This window comes from Fructobacillus broussonetiae (assembly GCF_018437275.1).
Classification (GTDB): Bacteria; Bacillota; Bacilli; order Lactobacillales; family Lactobacillaceae; genus Fructobacillus; species Fructobacillus broussonetiae.
This window is the reverse complement of record NZ_JAAMFK010000005.1, coordinates 48,462-70,716: the sequence shown is the minus strand read 5'-3', so window position 1 is coordinate 70,716 and position 22,255 is coordinate 48,462. Positions and strand designations below refer to the sequence as shown.

The window sequence follows — 22,255 nt, the reverse complement described above, 5'->3', positions numbered from 1 at the left end:
TTCGTACGACTTGCATGTATTAGGCACGCCGCCAGCGTTCATCCTGAGCCAGGATCAAACTCTCATGTTGAAGTTTGAAGATTGCTCTTCGATTAAACTGACTATTTGTTATCTATCCGATAACGCCTATCCGTTTATTGTTTGTTACGAATTGACTTCGCAAATTTGTGTATGACAGTCAATCAATGACTGCCACCGTTACAGATTTGTTTGTTCAAAGTTTTGTTCAGTTTTCAATGTGCGTACCCGATTGGGCAACTCATATATCATAACAGCTCAATGTTTTACCGTCAAGCATTTTTATGAAGAGTTTTTAAATTGACTCGCTCTTGCTCATCAATCGCTCCTCGTAAGGAACAAATATTAGTATACGGATTAGCCTTACTTTCGTCAACACCTTTTTACCCTTTTTTGTAACGAAATAGTAAAGTCGAATCGTTTTCACCGTTATCCGAAAAACATTCGGACTTTTGATGGAATATGATAAGAAAAAACGACCTTCGTTTCCCCTTATTCGTCAAAGGTAGCAAAGGTCGATGGTTGAATGGTCTTTAATAGTTCAGAAAGCTCATCGCCATCCTTGAAAACAAGATCATCCTTTAGTTCATTTTGAAGTGCTTTATATTCTTTTACATGGAAGGAATAAAGCGGAGCCATCTTTCCATCCTGGTGTTCAATGGTTGAAAGTTCACCTAAACGCCAATTATCGAAGTCTTTAACCCCCGCCTTTGAGAAGGAATCCAAAATGACTCCAAGCGAAGTTTGTTCATGGTGTCGATGAACCTTTACCGACATGAACTGCTCTTTTCCATCTACTTCCTGTACAAGAAAGTAAGGCATGTCGTTGTCGTAGGCAATTACCGTAGCCGCGACCATTGTCATATGAAAGCTCCTTTACAACAATTATCCTTTAAAACAATTAATCGATTCCCAAACGCTTCTTTGCTTCCTTCAACCAACCTGGCATGGCTAAACGAATCGTTTCAAAACCAAAGTCCAAATGGTAGTTCGTCCAAAAGCGGCGCTTCACATTATTATTTTTAATGATCGGTGTATCCTTCAGATTCACCAAAGAAAGCTGACGTACGGAAAGCGAAATCTTTTGACTGTATTGGTCAATGTCTAAGATAATTGCTTTTACCTTTTGGCCAATGGTCAATTCCTCTTTTAAGTCCTTGACCACACCCGATTTAAGCTCAGAAATGTGAATCAAGCCCTGGGTTTCTTCATCTAGTTTAACAAAGGCACCATATGGTTGGATTCCAGTGACGGTTCCTTCCACCTCTTGGCCAATTTGATAGGTCATCTGCTGCTCCTTTTGTTACTTAATAAAAAAGGCCCCGCCGTTAGGCTAGAGGACCACTTTTTCAATCACAATGTCTTCTAATGGACGGTCCGCTGCATCAGCCTTTGCCTTTGCAATCTTATCGACCACATCCATACCTGCGACAACTTGGCCAAAGACGGTGTGCTTACCGTCAAGCCAACAGGTTCCACCTTGTTCCTTGTACACGTTTTGAATTTCTTCTGCGTAACGGCCCAAGTATGGCTTCATTTGCTTAGGGAAGTGGCTGTTTTGAACAATGAAGAACTGTGAACCGTTTGTGTTCGGTCCAGCGTTTGCCATTGACAGCGCCCCGCGGATGTTGAAGAGTTCCTTTGAAAACTCATCCTTGAAGGGCTTCCCCCAAATGCTTTGTCCACCACGACCAGTTCCTTCCGGATCACCAGTCTGAATCATAAAGTCCTTGATGACACGGTGGAAAATCACGTTGTCATACTTTCCTTCCTTGGCCGAAGTCAAGAAGTTTTCAACTGCCTTTGGCGCTTGGTCAGGAAAGAGGGCGAGCGCAATGTCGCCGTAATTTGTTTGAATGGTTGCGGAAACGTCAGCTTCCGTCACCTTTAATTGGGGAAAGTCAGTCATTTTAGTCCTCGGAATCTTGAACGACTGGGTTGATAACCACGTCGCCGGCTTCGATTTCTTCCAAAGCTTGACCAACCGTCTTGTTGGAATCAAACTTCACTTGCGTTGCTGGCATTCCAGCGTCCAATTCACGGGCACGCTTTGATGCCAAAGCAATCAACTTGTAACGTGAATCAACTTTTTCGAGCAAGTTATCTACAGATGGATAAAGTAACATGGTGTTCTCCTTTAGCTTTAATCAGCAATTTCTTCGATGACCCGGTTCACCTTGAGGCGTTCCGCCGTGATGATGGCCTTGATTCGGTCCACCGCGTTTTGTACAACATCGTTTTCAACAGCGTAGTTGTAGTTGATCATCTTCTTCAATTCGTCCTTGGCAGCAGCGACACGCTTTTCAATCACTTCTGCTGAATCCGTGCCGCGGCCGATCAAACGGCTCTTCAAGTTTGCAATGTCAGGTGGCGTCAAGAAGATGTAAACACCTTCCGGCATCTTCGCCTTCACTTGCAAAGCTCCTTGAACATCGATTTCCAAGAAGACGTCTTTTCCGGAAGCAAGCGTTTCTTCGATGAAGTCACGTGGCGTTCCGTAGTAATTTCCAACATACTCGGCATATTCGAGCATGTCACCGGCCTGAATCTTTTCTTCAAATTCTTCACGAGAAACGAAGAAGTAATCCCTCCCGTTTTCTTCCCCAGTGCGGGGCTTTCTGGTTGTCGCAGAAATTGAGTAGCGGAAGTCCACCGCTTCATCTTCAAAAATTGCCTTTCGAACCGTTCCCTTACCAACGCCTGATGGCCCTGACAAGACGATTAACAAGCCCCGTTTCGTCATATGCGTCCTCTTTACTGTACTTTAGTATCTAATAATAGAAGTTTACCAAAAATACCCCTTTTTATCAATATAAAGCTGTTGACGTTGTTCCCCGATGCAAAAGTCAGAACCGAACCATGCCCGAACACCTTGTTCCCCTTTGTTCGAACAGATGAAAAGATGTTCCCCTATTCAGAAAACGCTTAAAAACCGCATGGCGTAAGTGTTTGACTTTTCCTTTACCATTTCTTAACCAAATAATCCCTTGCAAAATCGAACAGTTGTTCGTATACTAAAGTCACAGAGATAAAGAGGAGGCGCCGAGATGCAAGTAAAGCTTTCAGCCCAATCACAAGTTAACGTTTTCAACCAGTTGAAGAACAGCTGGACGAAGGTAAAGGAGCACTTTGAAGTGGTGCCATTAAAAGAACAGCAGAACAGCACGGTTTTGATTAACAAACTTGAGACTGCTTTAAACACGGCTGAACCAATCGCCGTGCAAATGAACTATTCATTTGATTCCGAACGAATCCAAGATTTTTACGGTGTCTTGTTCCAAGACAAGGCCGGTGCTTTGATGATTGAAGATCAATTGACAAAGCAGTGCCAGATGCTCATGCCAGAATTGCTCCGCCACATCGGTTAGGAGCATAGTCAAGTTAAAAAAGACCAACTACCTTCCCTCTTTGGTAGTTGGTCTTTTTTGTATATTGATTTCTTATTCAGCGTCTTCACGCTTTGGCTTTTCAAGCAAGTTTTGAACATCTTGTTTTGACAACTTTGAAAGCAAAGTATTCAAAGCCTTGATGTCGATGTAGTGGTCCAAACCAGAAGCTTGCAACTCACCAAGGCGGACCGTATCAACGGCCTTCTTTTCGTCCAAGAACTTCACGTAGCGAGCAACTTCGCCACCGAGTCCGTCCAGTGAATCCCATTCTGGCGTCCAGTAATCCATCAAGTGATCTTTAGCAAAACTTGCCAAGGCGTCGTTTGACCATTCACGGTGCGTCAAATTGTATTCCTTTGCCATTCCCTTGTGGAAGGCCAAGAGCATTTGAACTTCTTGGTCAGAAACCAAGTCCTTAATCGCTGTCTTCTGGAAAGTTTCAACCATCCGCTTACCAAAGGCTTCTTCTTCGGCCAACTGGTCGTCACTCAACTTTTCCTTTCCTTCATCGAAGTCCTTAATCTTCAACTTAGGTTCAGCCGTTTGCACACCATTGTAAACATCTTCAATGGTATCAAGGGCGAAGTCGTCGTCCTTGTCGTTTTGACTCAAGAACTTGAATTGCAAGTCATCGATGGCATTTGATTCTTCCATCACCTTCTTGACATCCTTACCCTCGTAACGGAAGTAGTTAACAGCCAAAACCGTTCGAACAATCATACGCCAGAAGTTTGGATCAAACGGCGTTGTTTGAACAGAGAAGCGATCATTGACGGAAGCTTCCTTTGCCAAGAATGATTGAATGTCATACAAAACAGGCATCAACGTCACGAAGTAACGCCAATCGCGGTCCGTTGATTGCACCAAACAAGCTTGCATCACTTCGTTCATCTTAACAACAACGTGCTTATCGGACGTGAAGTCCGTAAAGTTCAACTGCACCATCGTCGCAATCATGTCATCCAAGAAAAAGGATGCGACTTCAAAGGTTTCTGGTTGGTACGTGTGTTGCTTCGTCAAGAAGAACCGCGCACGCAAGAATCCCGCGAATTCGTTGTAGTCAAATGGGGATAACTTCTTACTTTCTTGGAACTTTTGCAAGTTCTTTTGCTTCTTAAACTTTTTGATCTGGGCTGACTTTCCCTGCTTCATAATGCCCTCCTTAAACTGACAAATCGAGTAAGTACTTTCCGTGGCCAAATTCTTTCAACTTAAATTGGAAGATTTGTTCTTCACGGTTCAAATCTGGCGTCTTCACCTTAGCTTGGCGGTCACCTTCCAACTCTGCGATTTCAATCGCTTGGTTAATGGCAGACAAAACGGGTGCGAATGCCTTTGGATCGGCAGATGAATAGAAAAGATCTGCGTTTCCGTATGTGTTTGAACGACGTTGCAAGGAAACGGATACCTTGCAACGGTTCACGTCAAAGACTAAGTGGTTGTAGTTGAAGTCCCGGGCGTAGCCGAACAACGCGGACAAGTATTGCCCTGCGGGGTATTTCTTTTCTGACATGTGTTCTCCTTTTGCCCGTAGGCTTCGGCGATTTAAAACGCTTTTCTATCTCTAGTGTAGCGCGTTTATTGGCTAATCCCCAAATATTTGTTTTTACTTATTTCAAAGTCACAACCGTGGCACCGTCGCCCCCGGCATTAGCAGAGGCAAAGTGGAATTCCTTCACGCGACGGTCAGAACGTAAGAACTGCGTCACGCCCTGGCGCAAAGCACCGGATCCCTTTCCGTGAATAATTTCAACGGATGACAGGTTCGCCAAGACAACGGAATCGAGGTAACGATCCAAGTCCTGCAAAGCAGCTTCGTAGCGAACACCACGCAAGTCCAACTTGGCTTGCACGCGAGCGGTGTGGCCCGCCGTTGCGGTCCGTTGTAATTTCTGCTTCTTTTGCTTTTCTTTTTGCTTTTTCTTTTGAGCCTGAGCGGTTGCTTCGGTCTTCTTCAGGTCGTCTTCATCAACAAGCATCTTCAAGATACCCATCTGAACTTCCCATTGGCCGTTCTTGTGCTTCTTAACGAGGGTTCCTTGTTGGTTGTAGGAAGAAACGACCACGTCATCCCCAGCTGATAGTTCCTTCACGCGCTTGGCCTTTTGCAAAACCTTGTTCTTTTCAAGCTTGTCGGACTGGTGCAAAGCGGCGATGGATTGCTTTTGCTTTTGCAAATCTTGTTCGGAAAGCTTATTTTGTCCACCACCGTTGTTCAGACGCTCATTTCGAATGTCTTTAATCAACTTCTCGGCTTCTGCCTTGGTCTTTGAAACTAACTCATTGGCACGCTTCTTCGCGTCCATCATAAGCTTTGCTTGATCTTTTTCGAACTTCAGCTGTTCTTCTTCGACCTTGTTCTTTTCTTGCTCGAGTTGTTTTTGACTAGCTTCAAGCGTGGCACGCTCTTCCTTAACCGCTTGGTTTTGATCGACCAATTCCTTGATCATTTGGTTCAATTTCTGATCTTCTGGGTTCACCATTTGCTTAGCATCATCCAAAAGCGTTTTATCGAATCCCAAACGGGAGGCAATGGCCAAGGCGTTTGACTGCCCCGGAACACCAATCAAAAGTTGGTAAGTTGGTTGCAAGGTCTCAACATCAAACACCATGGAGGCGTTTTCCGTGTTTGAACGTTCATTACCGTAAAGTTTCAATTCTGGGTAGTGAGTTGTGGCAATTGTTTTAGCACCTAACTCAGCTGAGCGGTCTAAGATAGCCATGGCCAAAGCGGCACCTTCGGCAGGATCCGTTCCGGCACCCAATTCATCGAAGATAACCAAGGAGTTCTCGTTGGTTTCTTCCAAAATTCCCTTAATGTTCTTCATGTGAGAAGAAAATGTGGATAAGTTCTGTTCAATGGACTGTTCATCCCCAATATCAGCAAAGATATCCTCAAAGACAGTGACCGTTGATGGACGGCCAACCGTGATGAAGAGTCCGGACTGTGCCAGAAGCTGGAGAAGTCCTAGGGTCTTAATCGAGATGGTCTTTCCACCGGTGTTTGGTCCGGTGATAATCAACGTATCGTAATCCTGACCAAGTGAAATATCGTTTTTGACAGACTTAGCTTCCCCTATCAATGGGTGCCATGCCTGGTTCAAGGCAACAACGTGTTCCTTTGAAAGCTCAGGAGCCATGGCGTTTTGTGCTTTGGCTAAGCGTGCCTTGGCGTTAATGAAGTCCAACTGTCCCAAGATGTTGGCGTTCTTCATCAAATCATCTTGATGGTCGGCCAACTCAACGGAGAGCTCCGCCAACACGCGGTCCTCTTCCGCCAGTGCCAACACCCGAACTTCTGAAAGGTCGTTTGCGAGTTCCACAACCGACTGCGGTTCGATGTAGTATGTTTGACCGGACTGACTCTGGTCATGAACGATACCAGGTACTTGGTGTCGGTATTCGACCTTAACCGGCAAGCAGTATCGTTCCCCACGCTTTGTCACGATGGTCTCAGACAAATAGCGAGCGGACTTACCACGGGTAAAGGAAGCCAACTTATCACGGATGGCTCCTTCCTTTCCAGCCATTTGGCGACGGAAGGAAGCCAATGCTGATGAAGCCGAGTCAAGAACGTGTCCGTTCTCGTCTACCGTGTCTTGGACTTTTTTAGTCAGGGCTGGCAGAAGCGTTAACTCTTCAACCTTTGCCTGCAAGGCGTCGATGGAGTCGGCCATGTCGTCTGCTTGAATCCGGTCAAAGAAGTTGGCAACCGCTGCGGTCGCAATCAAAACCTTTGCCAAGGCAACGATTTCTGTTCCATTCAAGGACGCTTCGATCTTCAGTCGACGCACCTGCTCTTTGATATCGGTCAAATCAGGCAACGCGATACCGCCGTGAAGGCGTTCAATCATTGCTGCCTCGGCAGTTTCGTTCAACCAAGTAGCGACTTGATCATAGTCTGATGATGGACGTAACGCCAAAAGCGCCTTCTTCCCCTGTTCCGTTTGAATAAAGGGCAAAAGCGCTTCTTTTACTTTGTCATATTCGAGTGTTTTTAGAACTTTTTGATTCATATTTCCTCGTATACTTTCCTAATAAATTAGAGCCACCAGTGGTAAATCTGATTTGAAATCACTGGGAACTGATCCATAAACTCGTTTAAGAGATGATTTTCGGCAAACTGCCCTTGTAACCATGCGTTTGGTACAACGGAGAATAATTGGAGCAAGAAGAAGGCAATGACAATTCCTAAGACAAGTTGCAAGGCCCCACCCAATAGCCCGTCGAGCTTTCCCAAAAATGGGATGCGACGAACGAAGTGAATGGAACGAAGCAAGAAGTGTCCCATGTATGAACCAACCGCCATGATGACGGCAAAGGCCAAACCGGAAGAAAGGAATTGCGTTCCGTCGTTTGCTAAGGCGCTAGGTACTGATGGACGGGCAAACTGTCCAGAAACCCAGGTTGAAAAGACGGAGGCCAGTGGCTTTGACAACACCGTTGCAATGTAAAAGACCAGTGCCCAGAGTGCAATGCGGGCAAGGGTTGTCACGAGTCCAGTCCGGTATCCGGACATGAACATTAATAGCAAAAAGATGATGGCAATCCACATCAAAATCATTTCTGAAACCTCCGCGTGCGTTACGAGACGCACTGTTTAATCTACTTGAATACCGTCAATTATACCATTAAAACTGCTATAATTAAGGCATGCAAACTGTGATTTTACTGACAAAAGCAGCATTAAAAAAGGCTGCCGAAATTTATCAACCTTACGCGGTACAACCAGCACCGCAGTACACTCTCTTTCAGGCGAAGAAGCCCGGTGTAACCATTACAGCTTACAAGTCTGGAAAAGTGATGTTCCAAGGGACCAACTGTGATTCAGAAGCCGCCATCTGGGCAAACAACATTGATCACAGCGCCACAGCCGAGATGAATACCACAACACAATCCCCATCGAACACTGGGACAAAGAAATCCAAACATAACGAAAGTGTTTTACCCGCTGGATTTAAAGATTGGGGCGTGATCGGTTCCGATGAAGTTGGCGCAGGCGCCTACTTTGGCCCATTAACTACGGCGGCCGTTTACGTATCACGTGACCAAGTACCGAAGTTGCGGGCCATGGGCTTTGCTGACTCCAAGACATTGACCGACGACAAAATCGTTCAATTAGCTCCCTACATCATTGAAAATCTCCCTTATCACATTGTTAACCTTACCCCTGACTTCTACAACAAGAAACAAGCAAGTGGTCAAAATGTCGTTGCTATGAAGGCCCTCTCCCATAACTTCGCCCACAATAAGGTTATTGCGAAGTTGAACGGTGAACAGCCCGATGGCATGTTAATCGACCAATTTGTCCAGGAGTCTTCCTACTACCGCTACTTGCAAAAAAACAGACAGGTGAAAGCGCCCGTTAAGGCCTACTTTAAGACCAAGGGTGAACAGCAGCACGTGGCTGTCGCTGCCGCTTCCGTTCTGGCCCGTTACGTCGAGCTTCAAACCATGGAGCAGCTCAGTAAGGAAGCCGGCGTTAAACTTCCAATCGGAGCGGGTAAGGAAGCCGACCGCGTGGCTGCTAAGCTAATGCGCGAAGGTAAAGATCTTGGTCACTTTGCCAAGCTACATTTTGCCAACACCAAAAAAGCAAAGAAGCTCCTCTAAAGGAGCAGTAAAAAACCACTGGAAGAAATCTTCCGGTGGTTTTTTTACTTATTCAAATCGAGTTGTTCGGCTTCAATTTCAATGTCTGGTTGTTCTGCTTCTTCTTTTGCTTGAACTTGATCAGTCAAAGCTTCTGAAGCAGAGTTGTAAGAATCCTTTGCCTTTTCCAAGTATGGCGCAACAGCATCTTGTGCCTGTGCCAAGAGGTCTTGTGCTTGGTTTTGGATGTCAGTCAAGCGTGACTTCAAAGCTTCTTGGTCCTGCTTTGACTTAGACAACTTGTATGCTACAGTGGCTCCCATTGCGAAAAGAAAACCCGCAGCTACTTTAGTGGTTGCTTTCATGATTAATTCTCCCTCGAATTATTTTTTACTTTTCTTGTTTGACTTCTTGAAGAACTTTGAAAGGACCATGGCCATTCCCGTCTTCGTTGCCGTACCGAAACCTGAAACGTTCGAAGAAGTCTTTCGAACAGAGCGGTTCAAATCTGAAACCGTTTCTGACAAATCGGCAGCAGCTTGAACGGTGACGTTCAGCGTTGCCATCTTGTCGTTGATGTCATCAACCAAGATGTTGGTGTTCGCCAACAACTCGTTTGAAGAGCGAGCGATCGTATCCAAATCCGTCGTTAAGACAGAAACGGAACGCGTCAAACGCAATAAGAAAACCACGAGTGCTACAACTAAGAGCAAAAAGGCCAATGCGAAAATTAAAAGTGATACTTGTCCGATCGTCATATAATCTCCAATCCTGATGTTCATCGTATTAAAACAAGTCTATTGTAACAAATATCCACCGATATTTCAGGGCTGGTCAGGTTTGACTCGGAAAATGCATAGAAAAAAAGCCCCGAAGGGCTTTTTCTTAACGAGCATAATCAACCGCTCTGGTTTCACGAACAACCGTGACCTTAACGTGTCCAGGGTATTCGAGCTGATCTTCAACTTCAGCCTTGATATCGTGCGCCAAGACCGTAGCTTGAATGTCAGAAATTTGATCAGGTTCAACCACCACGCGGACTTCGCGTCCAGCCTGAATGGCATAAGCTGATTTCACACCTGTGTAATCGCCAGCGATGTGCTCCAAATCCGTCAAACGCTGAACGTAGTTTTCAAGCGATTCGGAACGGGCACCAGGACGGGCAGCGGAAATAGCATCCGCAGCCGCGACCAAATCTGCCAATGGCGATGTTGCTTCTGTATCGCCGTGGTGGGCAGCGATAGCATTAATGACGTTTGGCTTTTCATGATACTTTTCGGCAATCCGAACACCCAGTTCAACGTGTGAACCTTCGACTTCGGCATCAACAGCCTTTCCAATATCGTGCAAGAGCCCAGCACGCTTTGCCTGTGCCACATCCATTTTAAATTCACCAGCCATCAAACCAGTCAGCTTTGCCACTTCCATTGAGTGTTGCAAAACGTTTTGACCATATGATGTCCGGTAGTTCATCCGACCGATTAACTTAATCAAGTCTGGATGCAAACCACGCAAACCAAGATCGAAGACGGCGGCTTCACCCTTCTGACGGATATCTTCATCCATCTGACGGCGGGCCTTTTCAACCGCTTCTTCAATCTTAGCTGGGTTAATTCGACCATCCGCAATCAAGGCTTCCAAGGCGTTCTTCGCAATTTGACGACGCAATGGATCAAATCCTGATAGCACAACTGATTCAGGGGTGTCATCGATAATCAAATCGATTCCCGTCAGCGCTTCAATCGTGCGGATGTTTCGACCTTCGCGACCGATGATACGGCCCTTCATGTCTTCACTTGGCAAGTTAACCACTGAAACCGTAACCTCAGAAACCGTGTCGGCAGCTGAACGTTGGATGGCTTCAACGACAAGGTTACGAGCACGCTTTTCACCCTCGCTCTTCGCGTCGCTTTCATATTCTTGAATTAACGCAGCTCGTTCTTTTTCAAGTTGAGCCTTTGAAGAGGAAAGAATGACTTCTTGTGCTTCATCCTTTGTCATCTGTCCGATTTCTTCAAGCTTTGCTTCTTGAGCAGAAAGCTTTTCATCGGCAGCAGTTTGCTTCTTTGCGGCATCGTCCAAACGAGCTTGAACTTGGTTCTCCTTCTTAATCAAAGAAGCATCTCGTTGGTTCAATGTCGCATCTTTTTGGTCTAAGGTATCAATGCGGTCACGTAAGCGAGATTCTTGGTCTTCGACACGCTTTTGGCGGTCGGACAAAGATTCTTCAATCTGATGACGATACTCTTGGGCCATGCCCTTCGCATCGACTTCAGCGGACTTCTTGATAGACTTAGCTTCATCGTTTGCTTGTTTTAAAATGTTTGCTGCAACCTGCTTAGCGTTATCCATGCGAATGCGGTCTAAGACCTTCTTCACGAGATAACCACCAGCTAAACCGATTACGAGTGCAAAGAGTGCTGAAATGGTAGTTAATAACATAATCTATTCCTTTCAGCAGTGAATTTTATTCAATCCACAGCTCTAGTATAGACAAAAAGCGACGTTCAGTCAATTAGAAGAGACTTTAGAATCTCATCATATTTAGCTTAAGAAAGACGATTTTACGGCGATTTTTAGGGCTTTTAAAATTAAAAAAGTCAAACCCGAACCTTAGAATTTTTCTCTAAACTAGAAAAAAGCCCCTTTAAAAGGAGCTTTTTTCATTAGCGCTTAAAACGGCGGTTCGCATCGCGTTCCATGTCACGCTTTTTAATCGATTCACGTTTGTCGTACTGCTTCTTTCCACGACCAACACCAATTAACACTTTGGCATAACCATGCTTCAAGTAAACTTTCAAAGGCACAACTGTGATTCCAGCTTCCTTGGTCAAAACATCTAACTGTTTAATTTGGCGTTTATGAAGGAGCAAGACACGTGTGCGCAACGGGTCAACGTTAAACTGGTTTCCCTGTTCATAGGAAGCAATGTGAACGTTTACTAACATCGCTTGACCGTCGTTAACCGTCACAAAGCCATCCCCGATTGTGATCTGACCAGCTCGAACAGACTTAATTTCCGTTCCAGTCAGCACAACCCCAGCCTCGAACGTTTCTTCAATGGCGTAGTTAAAACGGGCCTTACGGTTTGTTGCTAATGCATCTTGCATTACCTGCTTTTTCTTCGCCATTGCCGCTCTCCTTTCGACTGGCTAACTTACTTTTGTTTCATAGAGAAGGAATGCTTACGGGCCTGGTTCGGTTTAGACTTGGGGCCTTGGCCCTGACCATTACCGTTACCATGACCATTTCCATGACGGTTATCACGGTTTGGCTTCCCATGGTCGTTTTTCTTGTTCTTATCAAAGGAACGGTTGTTGCCACCGCGGTTACGGTCGTTTTTACCCTTACCACCGTCGCGACGATTACCACCGCGACCACCCTTCTTACCATCACGGCCAAAGCTGCCACGGTTTGGTTGTGGCACCTTAATATCGGTCGTTGGGGCTTCTTCAGGATTGGTCAAAATGAAGTCGACCGTTGAATCCTTCTTTGAGGCGCGGATAACCTTGATCTTAACGCGCTGACCAATCTGGAAGATGTGGTGCTTCGAACGACCAATCAAGGCCGCGTGCTTTTCGTCGTAATCGTAGTGATCATCCGTCAGATTTGAAATGTGAACCAAACCTTCAACGGTGTTATCCAAGGAAACAAAGAGTCCGAACTTCAAAGCGGCGTTCACAACACCTTCGTATTCGTTGCCGACCTTATCTTCCATGTATTCGGCCTTCTTCATGGCGTCGACCAAACGTTCCGCGTCGATGGAACGACGTTCGCGAACAGATGTGTCTTCACCAATCTGGGCCAATGATGAGGCGTACTTTTCTTGCGCTTCAACGCCGTAGCCATTTGCCGTGTACCACTTGATCAAACGGTGAACCGTTAAATCAGGGTAACGACGAATTGGTGACGTGAAGTGCGTGTAGTATTCCGCACCCAAACCAAAGTGACCGACTGGGTCTGGTGAGTACTTCGCCTGCTTCATGGCACGCAACATCATGGTTGAGATCATTTGTTCCGCTGGATCATCTTTGACCTGCTTCATCAACGTCTGCAACATCATTGGCGTGACGTTTGCGGGGTCTCCCTTCACAGGGTGTCCCAATGCCTTGGCAAATTCGAAGAAGTTTTGTGCGCGTTCTTCGTCTGGTGTTTCGTGAATCCGGTAGAGGAACGGTACTTTCTTCTTATCGAAGTGTTCAGCAACCGTTTCGTTTGCGGCCAACATGAAGGATTCAATCATGCGTTCAGCCGTTCCACGTTCACGAACAACCACGTCGATGGCCTTTCCGTTCTCATCGACGATGATGTTTCCTTCCGGTGCATCGAATTCGATGGCTCCACGGTTTGTACGCATCTTTGACAAGATTTCGTGCAACTCACCCATCGTGTCGAACATGTCCTTTAATCCGGCATATTCTTCTCGAGCTTCTTCGTCACCAGCAAGAATGTCATTCACCTTGTCATAGGTCATGCGGGCGTGGGATTCGATAACGGACTGTGCCAAGCGGTGCTTAACAACCTTTCCGTTTTTGTCGATTTCCATTTCCACAGACATGGCCAAACGGGTCACGTTCGGATTCAAGGAAGCGATTCCGTTTGATAACTTCTGTGGCAGCATTGGAATCACGCGGTCCGTCAAGTAAACGGAAGTTCCGCGGTGGTAGGCTTCTTTGTCCAAAGCCGTTCCAGGACGTACGTAGTGGGAAACATCGGCGATGTGAACACCCAAGTGGTAGTTCCCATTGTCGAGCTTCCAGGCAACGACGGCATCGTCAATATCCTTCGTGTCTGCCCCATCGATTGTGACTAAAGGTTGGTCTGTGATGTCTTGGCGACCTTCCCACTCTTCTGGTTGGACTTCGTTTGGAATCTTGTCCGCTTCTTCCATCACGTCTTGTGGGAATCGGTTTGGAATGTTCTTGTTTTCAACAATCTGCATGATGTCCATGCCCGGTTCGTTTTCATAACCAAGCACTTCCGTAACGGAAGCAAGCAGTTGCTTAGGATGCAAAGCGTCTGGGTAAGACTGAATTTCAGCGACAACCACTTGGCCGTCGTGCAGTTCCTCTTTAGCAGTCGATGAATCGATCAACACTTGGAAAGACATCGCCTTCTTGTCAGTCAAACGCATTTGTCCAAGGACGCCTGCAAAAGTCGTGTTCGACGTATACACGCCGACCACTCGGGTGAAGGCGTGTTCGATGATTTCTTCCACTTTACCTTCTGGCCCACGGTCCTCAGATTTCGCGGGGCGAACCATGGAGACACGAACCGTATCACCTTGCATGGCCTGGTTGGTGTTATCGGGACCAATAAAGTAATCAGGGAGGTTTTCGTCGTAACGAACGAACCCAAATCCCTTATCGTTGGCCTTAAATTCACCAACGATGTCGCCCTTTTTACCTTGGTATTGGTATGAATCGTTATCGACCTTTTTAACAATTTGGTTATCGGCCAGGTTTTCAAGCACTGACAACACTTGTCGGTAACCTGAGGCTCCTTCTAAACGAAGACCGTCCGCCAGGTTTTGGGCAGAAAAAGCCTGGCTGTGATTGGCCTTCAAGAAGCCCTCTAATTGTTCACGTAATTGCTTTTGTTCCATTATTGTTTCTAGACTCCTAAAAATGGATAATAAAAAATCAGTCTACAAAAAAGTAAACTGACCTTATAAATTAATGAGCGGCCATGTACATCAAAATAACTCCGATGATGAACCAAAGCGCACCAAGAACCGTCGTAATTCGACGCATGATGGCTTCAAAGCCGCGAGACTTTCGTTCTGTAAATAAATCAGTTGCGCCACCAGACAAAGCTGACAGTGCATCTTGTTGCTTACTTGGTTGCATCATTACTGAAACGATCAGTAAGAATCCGACAACCAGCAAGAGAATGGTCAAAAAATCAGTCACAAGGACGCCTCCACTCGCATTTCATATACTTTAGTATAGCAGATTGTCAATTAGTTTCCAAGCGAAAGGCGGAACATCAAGACACCACCAGCAACGGCTACGTTCAATGATTCAGCAGAACCGATCAATGGGATGTACAAGTTGGCCGTCGTTTCCTTGGCAAGTTCAGGGTCTAATCCCTGTCCTTCGTTTCCCACAATCAAGGCACCGGCTGAGATTCCATGGATATCTTGGTATGGCTTAGCTTCTTCGTTTAACTCAGAACCATACACTGGCAAATCGTTGTCCTTGAAAGCTTCAATCCAGTCGTGCAAGTCACCTTGCAAAACTTCCAAGTGGAAGTTTGAACCCTGCATGGCACGCACAACCTTTGGCGCGTACAGGTCGGCCGTTCCGTTCCCAAGAACAACCCCCTTGAAACCAGCAGCATCAGCCGTACGAACCAACGTTCCAACGTTACCTGGGTCTTGGATGGCATCCAAGAATAACCAAAGGCCTTCGTGAACATATGATGGATCAAAGGTTTTTTCAGGCAGCGTCACCTCGGCAAAGATTCCTTGAGGTGTCTTTGAACCAGCAATGTGTGCAGCGACTTCCGTTGAAATTTCAAAGGCTGGAACACCGTGTGGCACATTGGCCAGGTGTTCTTGCATTTGTTCTTCCGTTGCCATGATGGCGTGGAACTTTGCCTTTGCGTTGATGGCCTCTTGCACTAAGTGCCAACCATCCAACAAGTAAGTCTTTTGGTCTTGACGGCCCTTCTTCGTGGCCAACTTCGCCCAGGCTTTTACCTTGCTATTTTGTTTCGATAAAATACGTTCCATTATAATTCCTTACTAACCGCTTAGCGGTCGTTTTGACGGTTTTGCTTTCCAGCATTCCGTCCTTCAAGTTTTGTACTTTCTTCCGTTACATCTCGTGGACGCAAGTCTTCGGGACGAACCTTATTTTGGTTCATAGTACCGTTCATCTGGCTTGCGGCGCTTGCCGTTGCCATCTGGGCAGCCAACAATTCGTCCGCCGTCTTTTGAATGGTGAAGTTTTCTTCAACTTGTCCCTTCAACTTATTGTAACGCATGTGATTAATGAACACTTGAATCGTTGCAAAGATTCCACCGATGAAGAAGTAGAGTCCCAAAGCACCAGATGAGTAAAGCGTGAATCCAGCAATCAAAACAGGCATCATCCACATCATCATACCCGTTTGCTTCTTTTGTGCCGCTGGCACGTGCAACTGAGCCAGGTAAGCTTGAACAGCGTAAATGACAAAGGTCATGATTGAGAAAAGAATCTGTGGCTTTGACAATTCGAGCCCAAAGAACGTAGCCGTCTTCAAACCGTTGGCGTGAATGATCGCCAAGTATAATCCTGAGAAGATTGGCATCTGGATAGCCATGGCCAACCAGTTCATTCCACCCGTCAAAGAAACGTTGTTTTCTTTGTATAACGTCATGGAAACCATTGACGCAGCTTGTTGTTCAGCCTGTGTCTTTGCACCCTTAACGGCCGCTTGAACCTTATCCAATTCCGGTTTCAACTTCTGCATCTTGATTTGAGAAATGGTCGTGTTCTTTGATTGGTTAACCATAATTGGCAACAAGATCAAACGGAAAATCACCGTCAAAATGATGATTCCCCAACCGATGGCATTCACACCACCGACAGCCTTGGCAATCTGCAAAAGCAGGTCCGCAATGGGCTTTGAGACCAAGTTATAGATGCGACCCTGTGTACCGTATCCACCAGTAAACAGATAGATATCAAACAAAACCACAAGAATAGTGGCGTTACGCTTTAATGCTTTCATTATTTTCTCCTAAGTCGGATGTTTTTCGTCATTGCTTAAGCAATCCTCACTATTATAGCAAGTTTACTCGGACACTGTCTCGTTTTTCTCACTGCCCAAAATGGTTAGTGGAAAACGCAGACGGAACGAAGACCCTGATCCAAGCGCTGATTCAACTTCAACTCGGCCACCATAGGCCGTCACCATCTTTTTAACAATGGACAGGCCAAGGCCGTTTCCACCAACCTGGTGCTTACGAGCCTTATCAACACGGTAGAAACGGTCAAAGACACGGTCAATGTCTTCTGGTCCAATTCCCTGACCAAAATCTTGAACACCAATTTCAAGCCATGAACCGGCACGTGCCAAAGCCAAGTGCACTTCCTTTCGTTCCGTTGAGTATTTCACGGCGTTGTCCAACAAAATGATGAGCAACTGCTCTAAGTGGTCGGGACGAATGGCAACCGCTGCCCGGTCGTTCAAGTTGTTATCAAGTGTCCAAACAAACTCAGGGTGGAGTAATTCGAATTCGTGGTAGACCCGTTTCATGACGGGTGCAACCGCAGTCTTTTCAACGTCGGGTGAAACCGTCATCTTTTCAGCTCGAGTCAGCTGAAGCATTTCATTAACCAACGTTTCCATTCGATTAATCTCTGACAAAGAAGAAGTCAACGAATCTTCCAACACTTCCTTGTCATCTTTCCCCCAACGGTTCAAGAGATTCAAATGCCCCTTCACAATGGCAACCGGTGTCCGCAATTCATGGGAGACGTCAGAAACAAATTCTTGTTGTGCCCCAACCAAGCTTTGCACCTGGTCCATTGTCTGGTTCAAAACCGTCCCGAGTTGATTCAGCTCCTGATTATAAGAAACATCTTCCATCCGCATGTCAGTTAATGGATTTTCTTCAAAGGCTTCCATCACTTTTTCAAGCTTCTTCACTGGCCAAACAAAGAACTGGGCCAGACAAAAAGAAAGCAGGAAAATTCCCACTAAGGAAAGTGGGATGAAAATCCACCACCAATTTTCGATGGCCCGCCAGAAGCGGGCCAGACTTTCCCCGCCCTGCAATAAGCCAAGGCTAATCAGCAAACCAATCTCAATTAGCAAAAAACCCACCGTTAAGCCAAGGGTCAGTACGCCCTGGGTACTTTTAAACGGTGAGTTCTTTAAATTGTCGTTCTTTTCTTCAGCCATCTTAGCTCCGCATGACGTAACCGGTTCCCCGGACAGTTTGAATGTAAGAAGTCTTTGATTCCGGATCATCCAACTTGTTACGCAAGTATCGGATGTACACGTCAACGACGTTCGTTTCAATCTTCGTGTCCAAGCCCCAAACGTTCTTTAAGAGCTTTTCGCGTGGCTGTACGACGTCGATGTTTTCAACGAGCAACAAAAGCAAATCGTATTCGCGCTTCGTGAGCGAGATGATTTGATCATCACGACGCACTGTCCGGTTTTCCTTTTCCAACTTCAAGTTTTTGAACGAAATCACGTTCAAACCAGAAGTGGCCGGCGTCTTTTCAATGTCGATTCGACGAAGCAATGAGCGAACGCGGGCAAGCAATTCTTCGATGGCAAATGGCTTAACCACGTAATCGTCGGCACCGTAATCCAAACCGGAAACACGGTCAATGACAGAATCGCGTGCGGTCATCATGATAATCGGCGTCTTCTTTACTTCACGCAAGCGACGAGCGACTTCAAAACCATTTAATTCAGGTAGCATCAAATCCAAAAGAATCAAATCGAAGTCTTCGTTTAGAGCAGTATCCAGCCCATCGCGACCGTTCAATACCGTTTTAATTTCAAAACCTTCGTGCTCAAGTTCGAGCTTTACGAACTTTGCCAAGTTTTCTTCATCTTCAATGATTAAAATACGACTCATAATATTTCCTTCTAAAAATCAACTGAAATACGTTGATTTACAGCCAATTTCATTTATAAATGAATTTCTTTTAATCCATTTTAACACAGGAACGAAAAAAATCTCATTTTTTAAAGAAATCGTCTAATTTAGCAAGGCGTGGGTCTAATTTTTGATCCTTTTCCGCCGTTTCCTTGGCTTCTTTTTCCTCTGGATGTTCCTTCAAGAACTCTTCTTCAGAAATGACTTGCCAGTCCTTTCCTTCTGGAAGTGGCGCACCCGCTTCTTCTTCCTTCGTTAGGATTTGCAAAGGCAAAGCCGAAACGATGTTATCCAAGATAGCAACATCCAAGTCAATGGTCTTATTCTGAATGGCAAAAACCGGTTCTTCCTCGTCGAATTCCTTAATCTTTTCTGGATTTTCAACATAAGTTTCGGCCACGTTCAAATCACATGACCAATCAACTGGTTGTAAGGAACGAGAAGAAGGAAGGGTTAAGTCCGCGTGGAAGTTAGCCATCAAGAAATAGTCATCTTCTTCCGTCATTTGGATGGAGCCCTTCACCAAAACGGTTTCAGCCTTCAAAATCAGATCGGAAAAGCGTTCCGAAATGAGGTCGTTCAAGTCCAGCGTTTCTTCAAATTGAAGCGCTTCGTTACGGTACTTTTGCAATTGTTGTTGTGCAAACTTCATGGTTAATCCTCTTCTTTAATATAGTGAATTGGACGGCGTGACAAATCTTGTCCGTCCTTGTTGCTGCGATCACCCGCTAAGAGTTGCCAGATGAGCCCCGCCTTATAATCCAAACGGAGATTGGCCTTTGCCAATCCCATGTCAACACGGGAGATAATTGGCAAACGGGCACGGCGCTTAACTTCAGATAAGTAAGCTTGTCCCTCGTCCGTAAATCCTAACAAACGAATGTAAGAATCGGCCATGGCTGCCTGCATTTGATCGACCTTAATGTTCAACAACGTATAGAGCATTGTTCGCTGCATACGGGCAAAGGTATAACGCTTAGACTTCACAGCCTTAATAAAGGACTGGTAGGACTGCGGTGCTTCCTTTGCGGTTGCAACACCAACCAAACGATGCTCCAAACCTTCGGCCATTTGGTAAACCTGTCCAAGCTGACCAACTGTGTCCGTTAGGAGACGGTAAGACAAAAGGTCGAAGAACGGCTTTTCAAAACCAAGGGCGTTTGGCTTTTCCTGCAACGCCTTAAAGGCGTCAGCAGGAACTACCTTTTGAACCTTATCCATCTTTCCCTTGTGCAGGGCGAGACGAATGGATGAGGCGGAGGCAATTTCTGCACCTTCATCAAACTCTTTGTCATGATAGCCAGCCTGGATTCGTCCAATTGGATGTAAATTCATTTCAATTTCTGATTCGACGATTGCCTTTGCGTAGGAGAAGCCCAAAATGTCGTTTGGATCTTCCAGTTTGAAACCTGTGGCTTCTTCGAGGTCTGCTGCGTATGCCGCTGCATAAGTCTGATTCTTATCAGCCTTTTTTTCTGCCTCAATCCCCTGGGCCTTTTCAGCCAGGTCAATGAAGTCAACGTCGGGATGTTCGGAACCAAACACCAAATCTTTCACACCCAAAGCGGAAAGAATTTGAATGGCCCCCTTAGCAAAAAGGTGACCAGGTTGGACAGCATCGAAAACTGGCAGTTCAACCATGAGGTCGGCCCCGTTGTGAAGGGCCAACTTCGTTCGTTCCCACTTGTCCAAGATGGCGGGTTCGCCTCGTTGCACGAAGTTACCAGACATCACAACAACCGCAACGTCAGCCCCCGTTACTCTCTTCGCTTCAGCTAAGTGGTAGGCGTGTCCGTTGTGGAAGGGGTTGTATTCCGCTATGATTCCAACAGCTTTCATTTACTTTCTCCTTTTTTGCAGGAAATAAACCAGCGTTCGTCCTTCTTATCCGCCTTCTTTTGGCCGAAGTCCGCCGTAAATTTAATGTCCAAAAAGCCAGCTTCCTTTAGAGCTTTTTTATAAAAAGCCATGTCATAGGTGACTTCATGGAGCACCTCGCGCACCATCTTAAAGGCGTCGATGTCTTCTCGGTACAAGAAGAACTTCAAGTCGTGGTCCACCGCGTAACCGCCACTTTCAACATCGGGATAAGCCGTCCACATAAAAATCTTGTCCGGATCATCGTCGTTGTTGTAGCAGAAGTTATCGTAGCTTTCCGTCACCATTTTTGGCGTAATCACATCAAAGAGGAAGGTACCTCCATCTTCGAGGTGATTGTAGGCCTGAGTAAGGCCAGCCTTGAATTCCTCTACGGACGGTAAGTAGTTAAAGGTGTCGGCGAAGGATACGATGGTTGGGTACTTTTCTTCCCAATCAGAAAATTCGCGGATGTCAGCCTGGAGCAAACGAACATCGACCTTTGCCTCCGCAGCATGTTCCTGAGCCAATTCAAGCATTGGCGCTGAAAGGTCCAAGCAATCCACCTGGTAACCTGCCTGAGCGAGCAGAACGGCCAAGCGCCCGGCGCCCCCACCAAGATCCAAAATCTTGCCTGCTGGCACCTGCTTTTTTACGTAGTCCGCCCAATCTAGATATAGTTCACCGTCAAAAAGCTCATCGTAGAGCGAGGCAAACGTTTGGTAAGGTGCTTCTTCTGCAGCCATGACTTTCATCCTTTCGAGTTCAAAAGGCCACCGCAATCGAAATCGCAATGGCCTTATGCTTTAACGTTCTGGTAAGTATTGATCCAAGTCAACTTCCTTCGCGTCGAACCACAGACGGTCCAAGTGGTAGAAGTCGCGGGATTCTTCGTCGAAGACGTGGACGATGACATCACCAAGGTCCAAGACAATCCAATTTGCCTTTTCAAACCCTTCAATGTGGTCGATTTCAAATCCAGCAGCCACAACCTCTTCCTTCACTTCGCGCGCGATGGCCTGCGCCTGTCGGCTTGAACCAGCTGAAGCCATAACGAAGTAGTCGGCTAAGAGTGACACACTCTGCATGTCCAGGGCGGTTACGTCTTCACCGTGTTTGTTATCAACGGCTGTTAACACCGTCTTCAATAAATCTTTCGCTGTCTTTTCTGCCATGAAAGCTCCTTATTTCTTTGCTAAATACTGTGCCCAGTCGTTGTAGGCTGTAAAGGTCTTTGGGTAAATTGGGTTCCCCTGTCCAGCTAAGTAGGACAAAGTTGAGGACAACTGATAGAACACACCAGCATCAAGTGATTCGTCGGTTAGTGTGCGGGCCCGCTCAACGCCAGGGAAATTGCGTCCCATTTCGAGGTAGTCGGCCATGAACAAAACTTTGGATAAGACACTCATTTTGCCGTACTTATCCCCAGTTGTATGTTCCTTGATTGCTTCAAGAATTTCCGGATCATTGATGCCAAGTTCGTCCTGAACAAAGTAAGCACCAACAACACCGTGCCAGATTGGGTTACCCCAGTTCTTTAAATCAGGGTCGAGGCCTTTTTCATCAATTTTTTGGATAAAGTCAGAGGCGGACCGTTCTTTGGCGTAGTCGTGAACCAAGCCGGCAATCGCGGCTTGGTTTTCATCAAGGTTATTTTGCTTGGCCAGCTTGATTGCGTAATCCTTTACGCGCAAGCAGTGCTCAAAGCGGTGGTCCGAAAGTTTTTCCGAAACCTTGTGAGCTAACTCTTCAATGTATTTCTCATCGACTGCAACCATGTCTGCCTCCAAAC

General features: G+C 46.1%; 26 protein-coding genes and 1 rRNA gene. 2 read left to right on the top strand and 25 right to left on the bottom strand.

Annotated features, from left to right (window positions below):
• The 6 genes from G6R29_RS04830 to gmk form a co-directional block, all read right to left on the bottom strand.
• Window positions 1-70: ribosomal RNA gene (locus G6R29_RS04830) — 16S ribosomal RNA — on the bottom strand; the annotation flags it as partial.
• A 440-nt stretch (window positions 71-510) separates the two neighbouring features.
• Window positions 511-882: a hypothetical protein gene (locus G6R29_RS04825; RefSeq protein ID WP_213809230.1), complete on the bottom strand. Its 372-nt coding sequence runs from the start codon at window positions 880-882 to the stop codon at window positions 511-513.
• Between the two features lie 37 nt (window positions 883-919).
• Window positions 920-1,306, bottom strand: coding sequence for a CvfD/Ygs/GSP13 family RNA-binding post-transcriptional regulator (locus G6R29_RS04820; protein ID WP_213809229.1), 387 nt, complete (start codon window positions 1,304-1,306; stop codon window positions 920-922).
• 45 nt (window positions 1,307-1,351) lie between these two features.
• Entirely contained in the window at window positions 1,352-1,927 is a 576-nt protein-coding gene (locus G6R29_RS04815) for a peptidylprolyl isomerase (RefSeq protein WP_213809228.1), read from the bottom strand.
• A 1-nt stretch (window position 1,928) separates the two neighbouring features.
• A complete protein-coding gene (rpoZ, locus tag G6R29_RS04810) occupies window positions 1,929-2,144 on the bottom strand; it encodes a DNA-directed RNA polymerase subunit omega (RefSeq protein WP_213809227.1) in 216 nt (71 codons plus the stop codon).
• A 17-nt stretch (window positions 2,145-2,161) separates the two neighbouring features.
• Window positions 2,162-2,761 (bottom strand): guanylate kinase, encoded by a 600-nt coding sequence (gmk, locus tag G6R29_RS04805; protein ID WP_213809226.1) that lies wholly within the window; start codon window positions 2,759-2,761, stop codon window positions 2,162-2,164.
• Window positions 2,762-3,065: 304 nt separating this feature from the next.
• On the opposite strand from gmk, the gene G6R29_RS04800 reads away from it, so the two are divergent.
• Complete coding sequence (locus tag G6R29_RS04800; RefSeq protein ID WP_213809225.1) at window positions 3,066-3,386, top strand: hypothetical protein; 321 nt, start codon at window positions 3,066-3,068, stop codon at window positions 3,384-3,386.
• A gap of 72 nt (window positions 3,387-3,458) precedes the next feature.
• Here G6R29_RS04800 and G6R29_RS04795 read toward each other — a convergent pair whose 3' ends face one another.
• The 4 genes from G6R29_RS04795 to G6R29_RS04780 all read right to left on the bottom strand — a co-directional run bounded on the left by G6R29_RS04795 (window position 3,459) and on the right by G6R29_RS04780 (window position 8,004).
• A complete protein-coding gene (locus G6R29_RS04795; protein WP_213809224.1) occupies window positions 3,459-4,559 on the bottom strand; it encodes a metaphase chromosome protein 1 in 1,101 nt (366 codons plus the stop codon).
• A 10-nt stretch (window positions 4,560-4,569) separates the two neighbouring features.
• Entirely contained in the window at window positions 4,570-4,920 is a 351-nt protein-coding gene (locus G6R29_RS04790; protein WP_213809223.1) for a hypothetical protein, read from the bottom strand.
• 97 nt (window positions 4,921-5,017) lie between these two features.
• Complete coding sequence (locus G6R29_RS04785) at window positions 5,018-7,423, bottom strand: endonuclease MutS2 (RefSeq protein ID WP_213809222.1); 2,406 nt, start codon at window positions 7,421-7,423, stop codon at window positions 5,018-5,020.
• Window positions 7,424-7,449: 26 nt separating this feature from the next.
• Window positions 7,450-8,004 carry a CvpA family protein gene (locus G6R29_RS04780; protein WP_338017264.1) on the bottom strand — a complete coding sequence of 185 codons (555 nt, stop codon included), beginning with the start codon at window positions 8,002-8,004 and terminating at the stop codon, window positions 7,450-7,452.
• Window positions 8,005-8,060: 56 nt separating this feature from the next.
• Here G6R29_RS04780 and rnhC point away from each other — a divergent pair, with 56 nt between their 5' ends.
• Window positions 8,061-9,020: a ribonuclease HIII gene (gene rnhC, locus G6R29_RS04775; protein ID WP_213809221.1), complete on the top strand. Its 960-nt coding sequence runs from the start codon at window positions 8,061-8,063 to the stop codon at window positions 9,018-9,020.
• Between the two features lie 44 nt (window positions 9,021-9,064).
• Here rnhC and G6R29_RS04770 read toward each other — a convergent pair whose 3' ends face one another.
• The 15 genes from G6R29_RS04770 to yqeK all read right to left on the bottom strand — a co-directional run bounded on the left by G6R29_RS04770 (window position 9,065) and on the right by yqeK (window position 22,241).
• Complete coding sequence (locus tag G6R29_RS04770; RefSeq protein ID WP_213809220.1) at window positions 9,065-9,364, bottom strand: hypothetical protein; 300 nt, start codon at window positions 9,362-9,364, stop codon at window positions 9,065-9,067.
• Window positions 9,365-9,382: 18 nt separating this feature from the next.
• The gene (locus G6R29_RS04765; RefSeq protein WP_213809219.1) at window positions 9,383-9,757 is read right to left on the bottom strand and encodes a DUF948 domain-containing protein; all 375 of its coding nucleotides are present in this window, start codon (window positions 9,755-9,757) and stop codon (window positions 9,383-9,385) included.
• A 127-nt stretch (window positions 9,758-9,884) separates the two neighbouring features.
• The gene (rny, locus tag G6R29_RS04760; protein ID WP_213809218.1) at window positions 9,885-11,441 is read right to left on the bottom strand and encodes a ribonuclease Y; all 1,557 of its coding nucleotides are present in this window, start codon (window positions 11,439-11,441) and stop codon (window positions 9,885-9,887) included.
• Window positions 11,442-11,665: 224 nt separating this feature from the next.
• Entirely contained in the window at window positions 11,666-12,130 is a 465-nt protein-coding gene (gene smpB / locus G6R29_RS04755; RefSeq protein ID WP_213809217.1) for an SsrA-binding protein SmpB, read from the bottom strand.
• Window positions 12,131-12,156: 26 nt separating this feature from the next.
• Window positions 12,157-14,604 (bottom strand): ribonuclease R, encoded by a 2,448-nt coding sequence (gene rnr / locus G6R29_RS04750; protein ID WP_213809216.1) that lies wholly within the window; start codon window positions 14,602-14,604, stop codon window positions 12,157-12,159.
• 70 nt (window positions 14,605-14,674) lie between these two features.
• A complete protein-coding gene (secG, locus tag G6R29_RS04745) occupies window positions 14,675-14,911 on the bottom strand; it encodes a preprotein translocase subunit SecG (RefSeq protein ID WP_213809215.1) in 237 nt (78 codons plus the stop codon).
• A 50-nt stretch (window positions 14,912-14,961) separates the two neighbouring features.
• A complete protein-coding gene (locus tag G6R29_RS04740; RefSeq protein ID WP_213809214.1) occupies window positions 14,962-15,735 on the bottom strand; it encodes a TrmH family RNA methyltransferase in 774 nt (257 codons plus the stop codon).
• 20 nt (window positions 15,736-15,755) lie between these two features.
• Window positions 15,756-16,718 (bottom strand): membrane protein insertase YidC, encoded by a 963-nt coding sequence (gene yidC, locus G6R29_RS04735; protein WP_213809213.1) that lies wholly within the window; start codon window positions 16,716-16,718, stop codon window positions 15,756-15,758.
• Between the two features lie 63 nt (window positions 16,719-16,781).
• Window positions 16,782-17,894 carry a sensor histidine kinase gene (locus G6R29_RS04730; RefSeq protein WP_213809212.1) on the bottom strand — a complete coding sequence of 371 codons (1,113 nt, stop codon included), beginning with the start codon at window positions 17,892-17,894 and terminating at the stop codon, window positions 16,782-16,784.
• A 1-nt stretch (window position 17,895) separates the two neighbouring features.
• On the bottom strand, window positions 17,896-18,585 hold the full coding sequence (locus tag G6R29_RS04725) for a response regulator transcription factor (protein WP_213809211.1): 690 nt from the start codon (window positions 18,583-18,585) through the stop codon (window positions 17,896-17,898).
• A 103-nt stretch (window positions 18,586-18,688) separates the two neighbouring features.
• Window positions 18,689-19,258, bottom strand: coding sequence for a DUF177 domain-containing protein (locus G6R29_RS04720; protein WP_213809210.1), 570 nt, complete (start codon window positions 19,256-19,258; stop codon window positions 18,689-18,691).
• A 2-nt stretch (window positions 19,259-19,260) separates the two neighbouring features.
• Window positions 19,261-20,445, bottom strand: a complete 1,185-nt coding sequence (locus G6R29_RS04715) for a nucleotidyltransferase (RefSeq protein WP_213809209.1) — start codon at window positions 20,443-20,445, stop codon at window positions 19,261-19,263.
• Window positions 20,442-21,209, bottom strand: a complete 768-nt coding sequence (locus G6R29_RS04710) for a class I SAM-dependent methyltransferase (protein ID WP_213809208.1) — start codon at window positions 21,207-21,209, stop codon at window positions 20,442-20,444. Before G6R29_RS04710 ends, G6R29_RS04715 begins: the two co-directional genes overlap by 4 nt.
• Window positions 21,210-21,269: 60 nt before the next feature.
• Window positions 21,270-21,638, bottom strand: a complete 369-nt coding sequence (gene rsfS, locus G6R29_RS04705) for a ribosome silencing factor (protein ID WP_213809207.1) — start codon at window positions 21,636-21,638, stop codon at window positions 21,270-21,272.
• 9 nt (window positions 21,639-21,647) lie between these two features.
• Entirely contained in the window at window positions 21,648-22,241 is a 594-nt protein-coding gene (gene yqeK / locus G6R29_RS04700) for a bis(5'-nucleosyl)-tetraphosphatase (symmetrical) YqeK (RefSeq protein WP_213809206.1), read from the bottom strand.
• Window positions 22,242-22,255 lie beyond the last annotated feature (14 nt).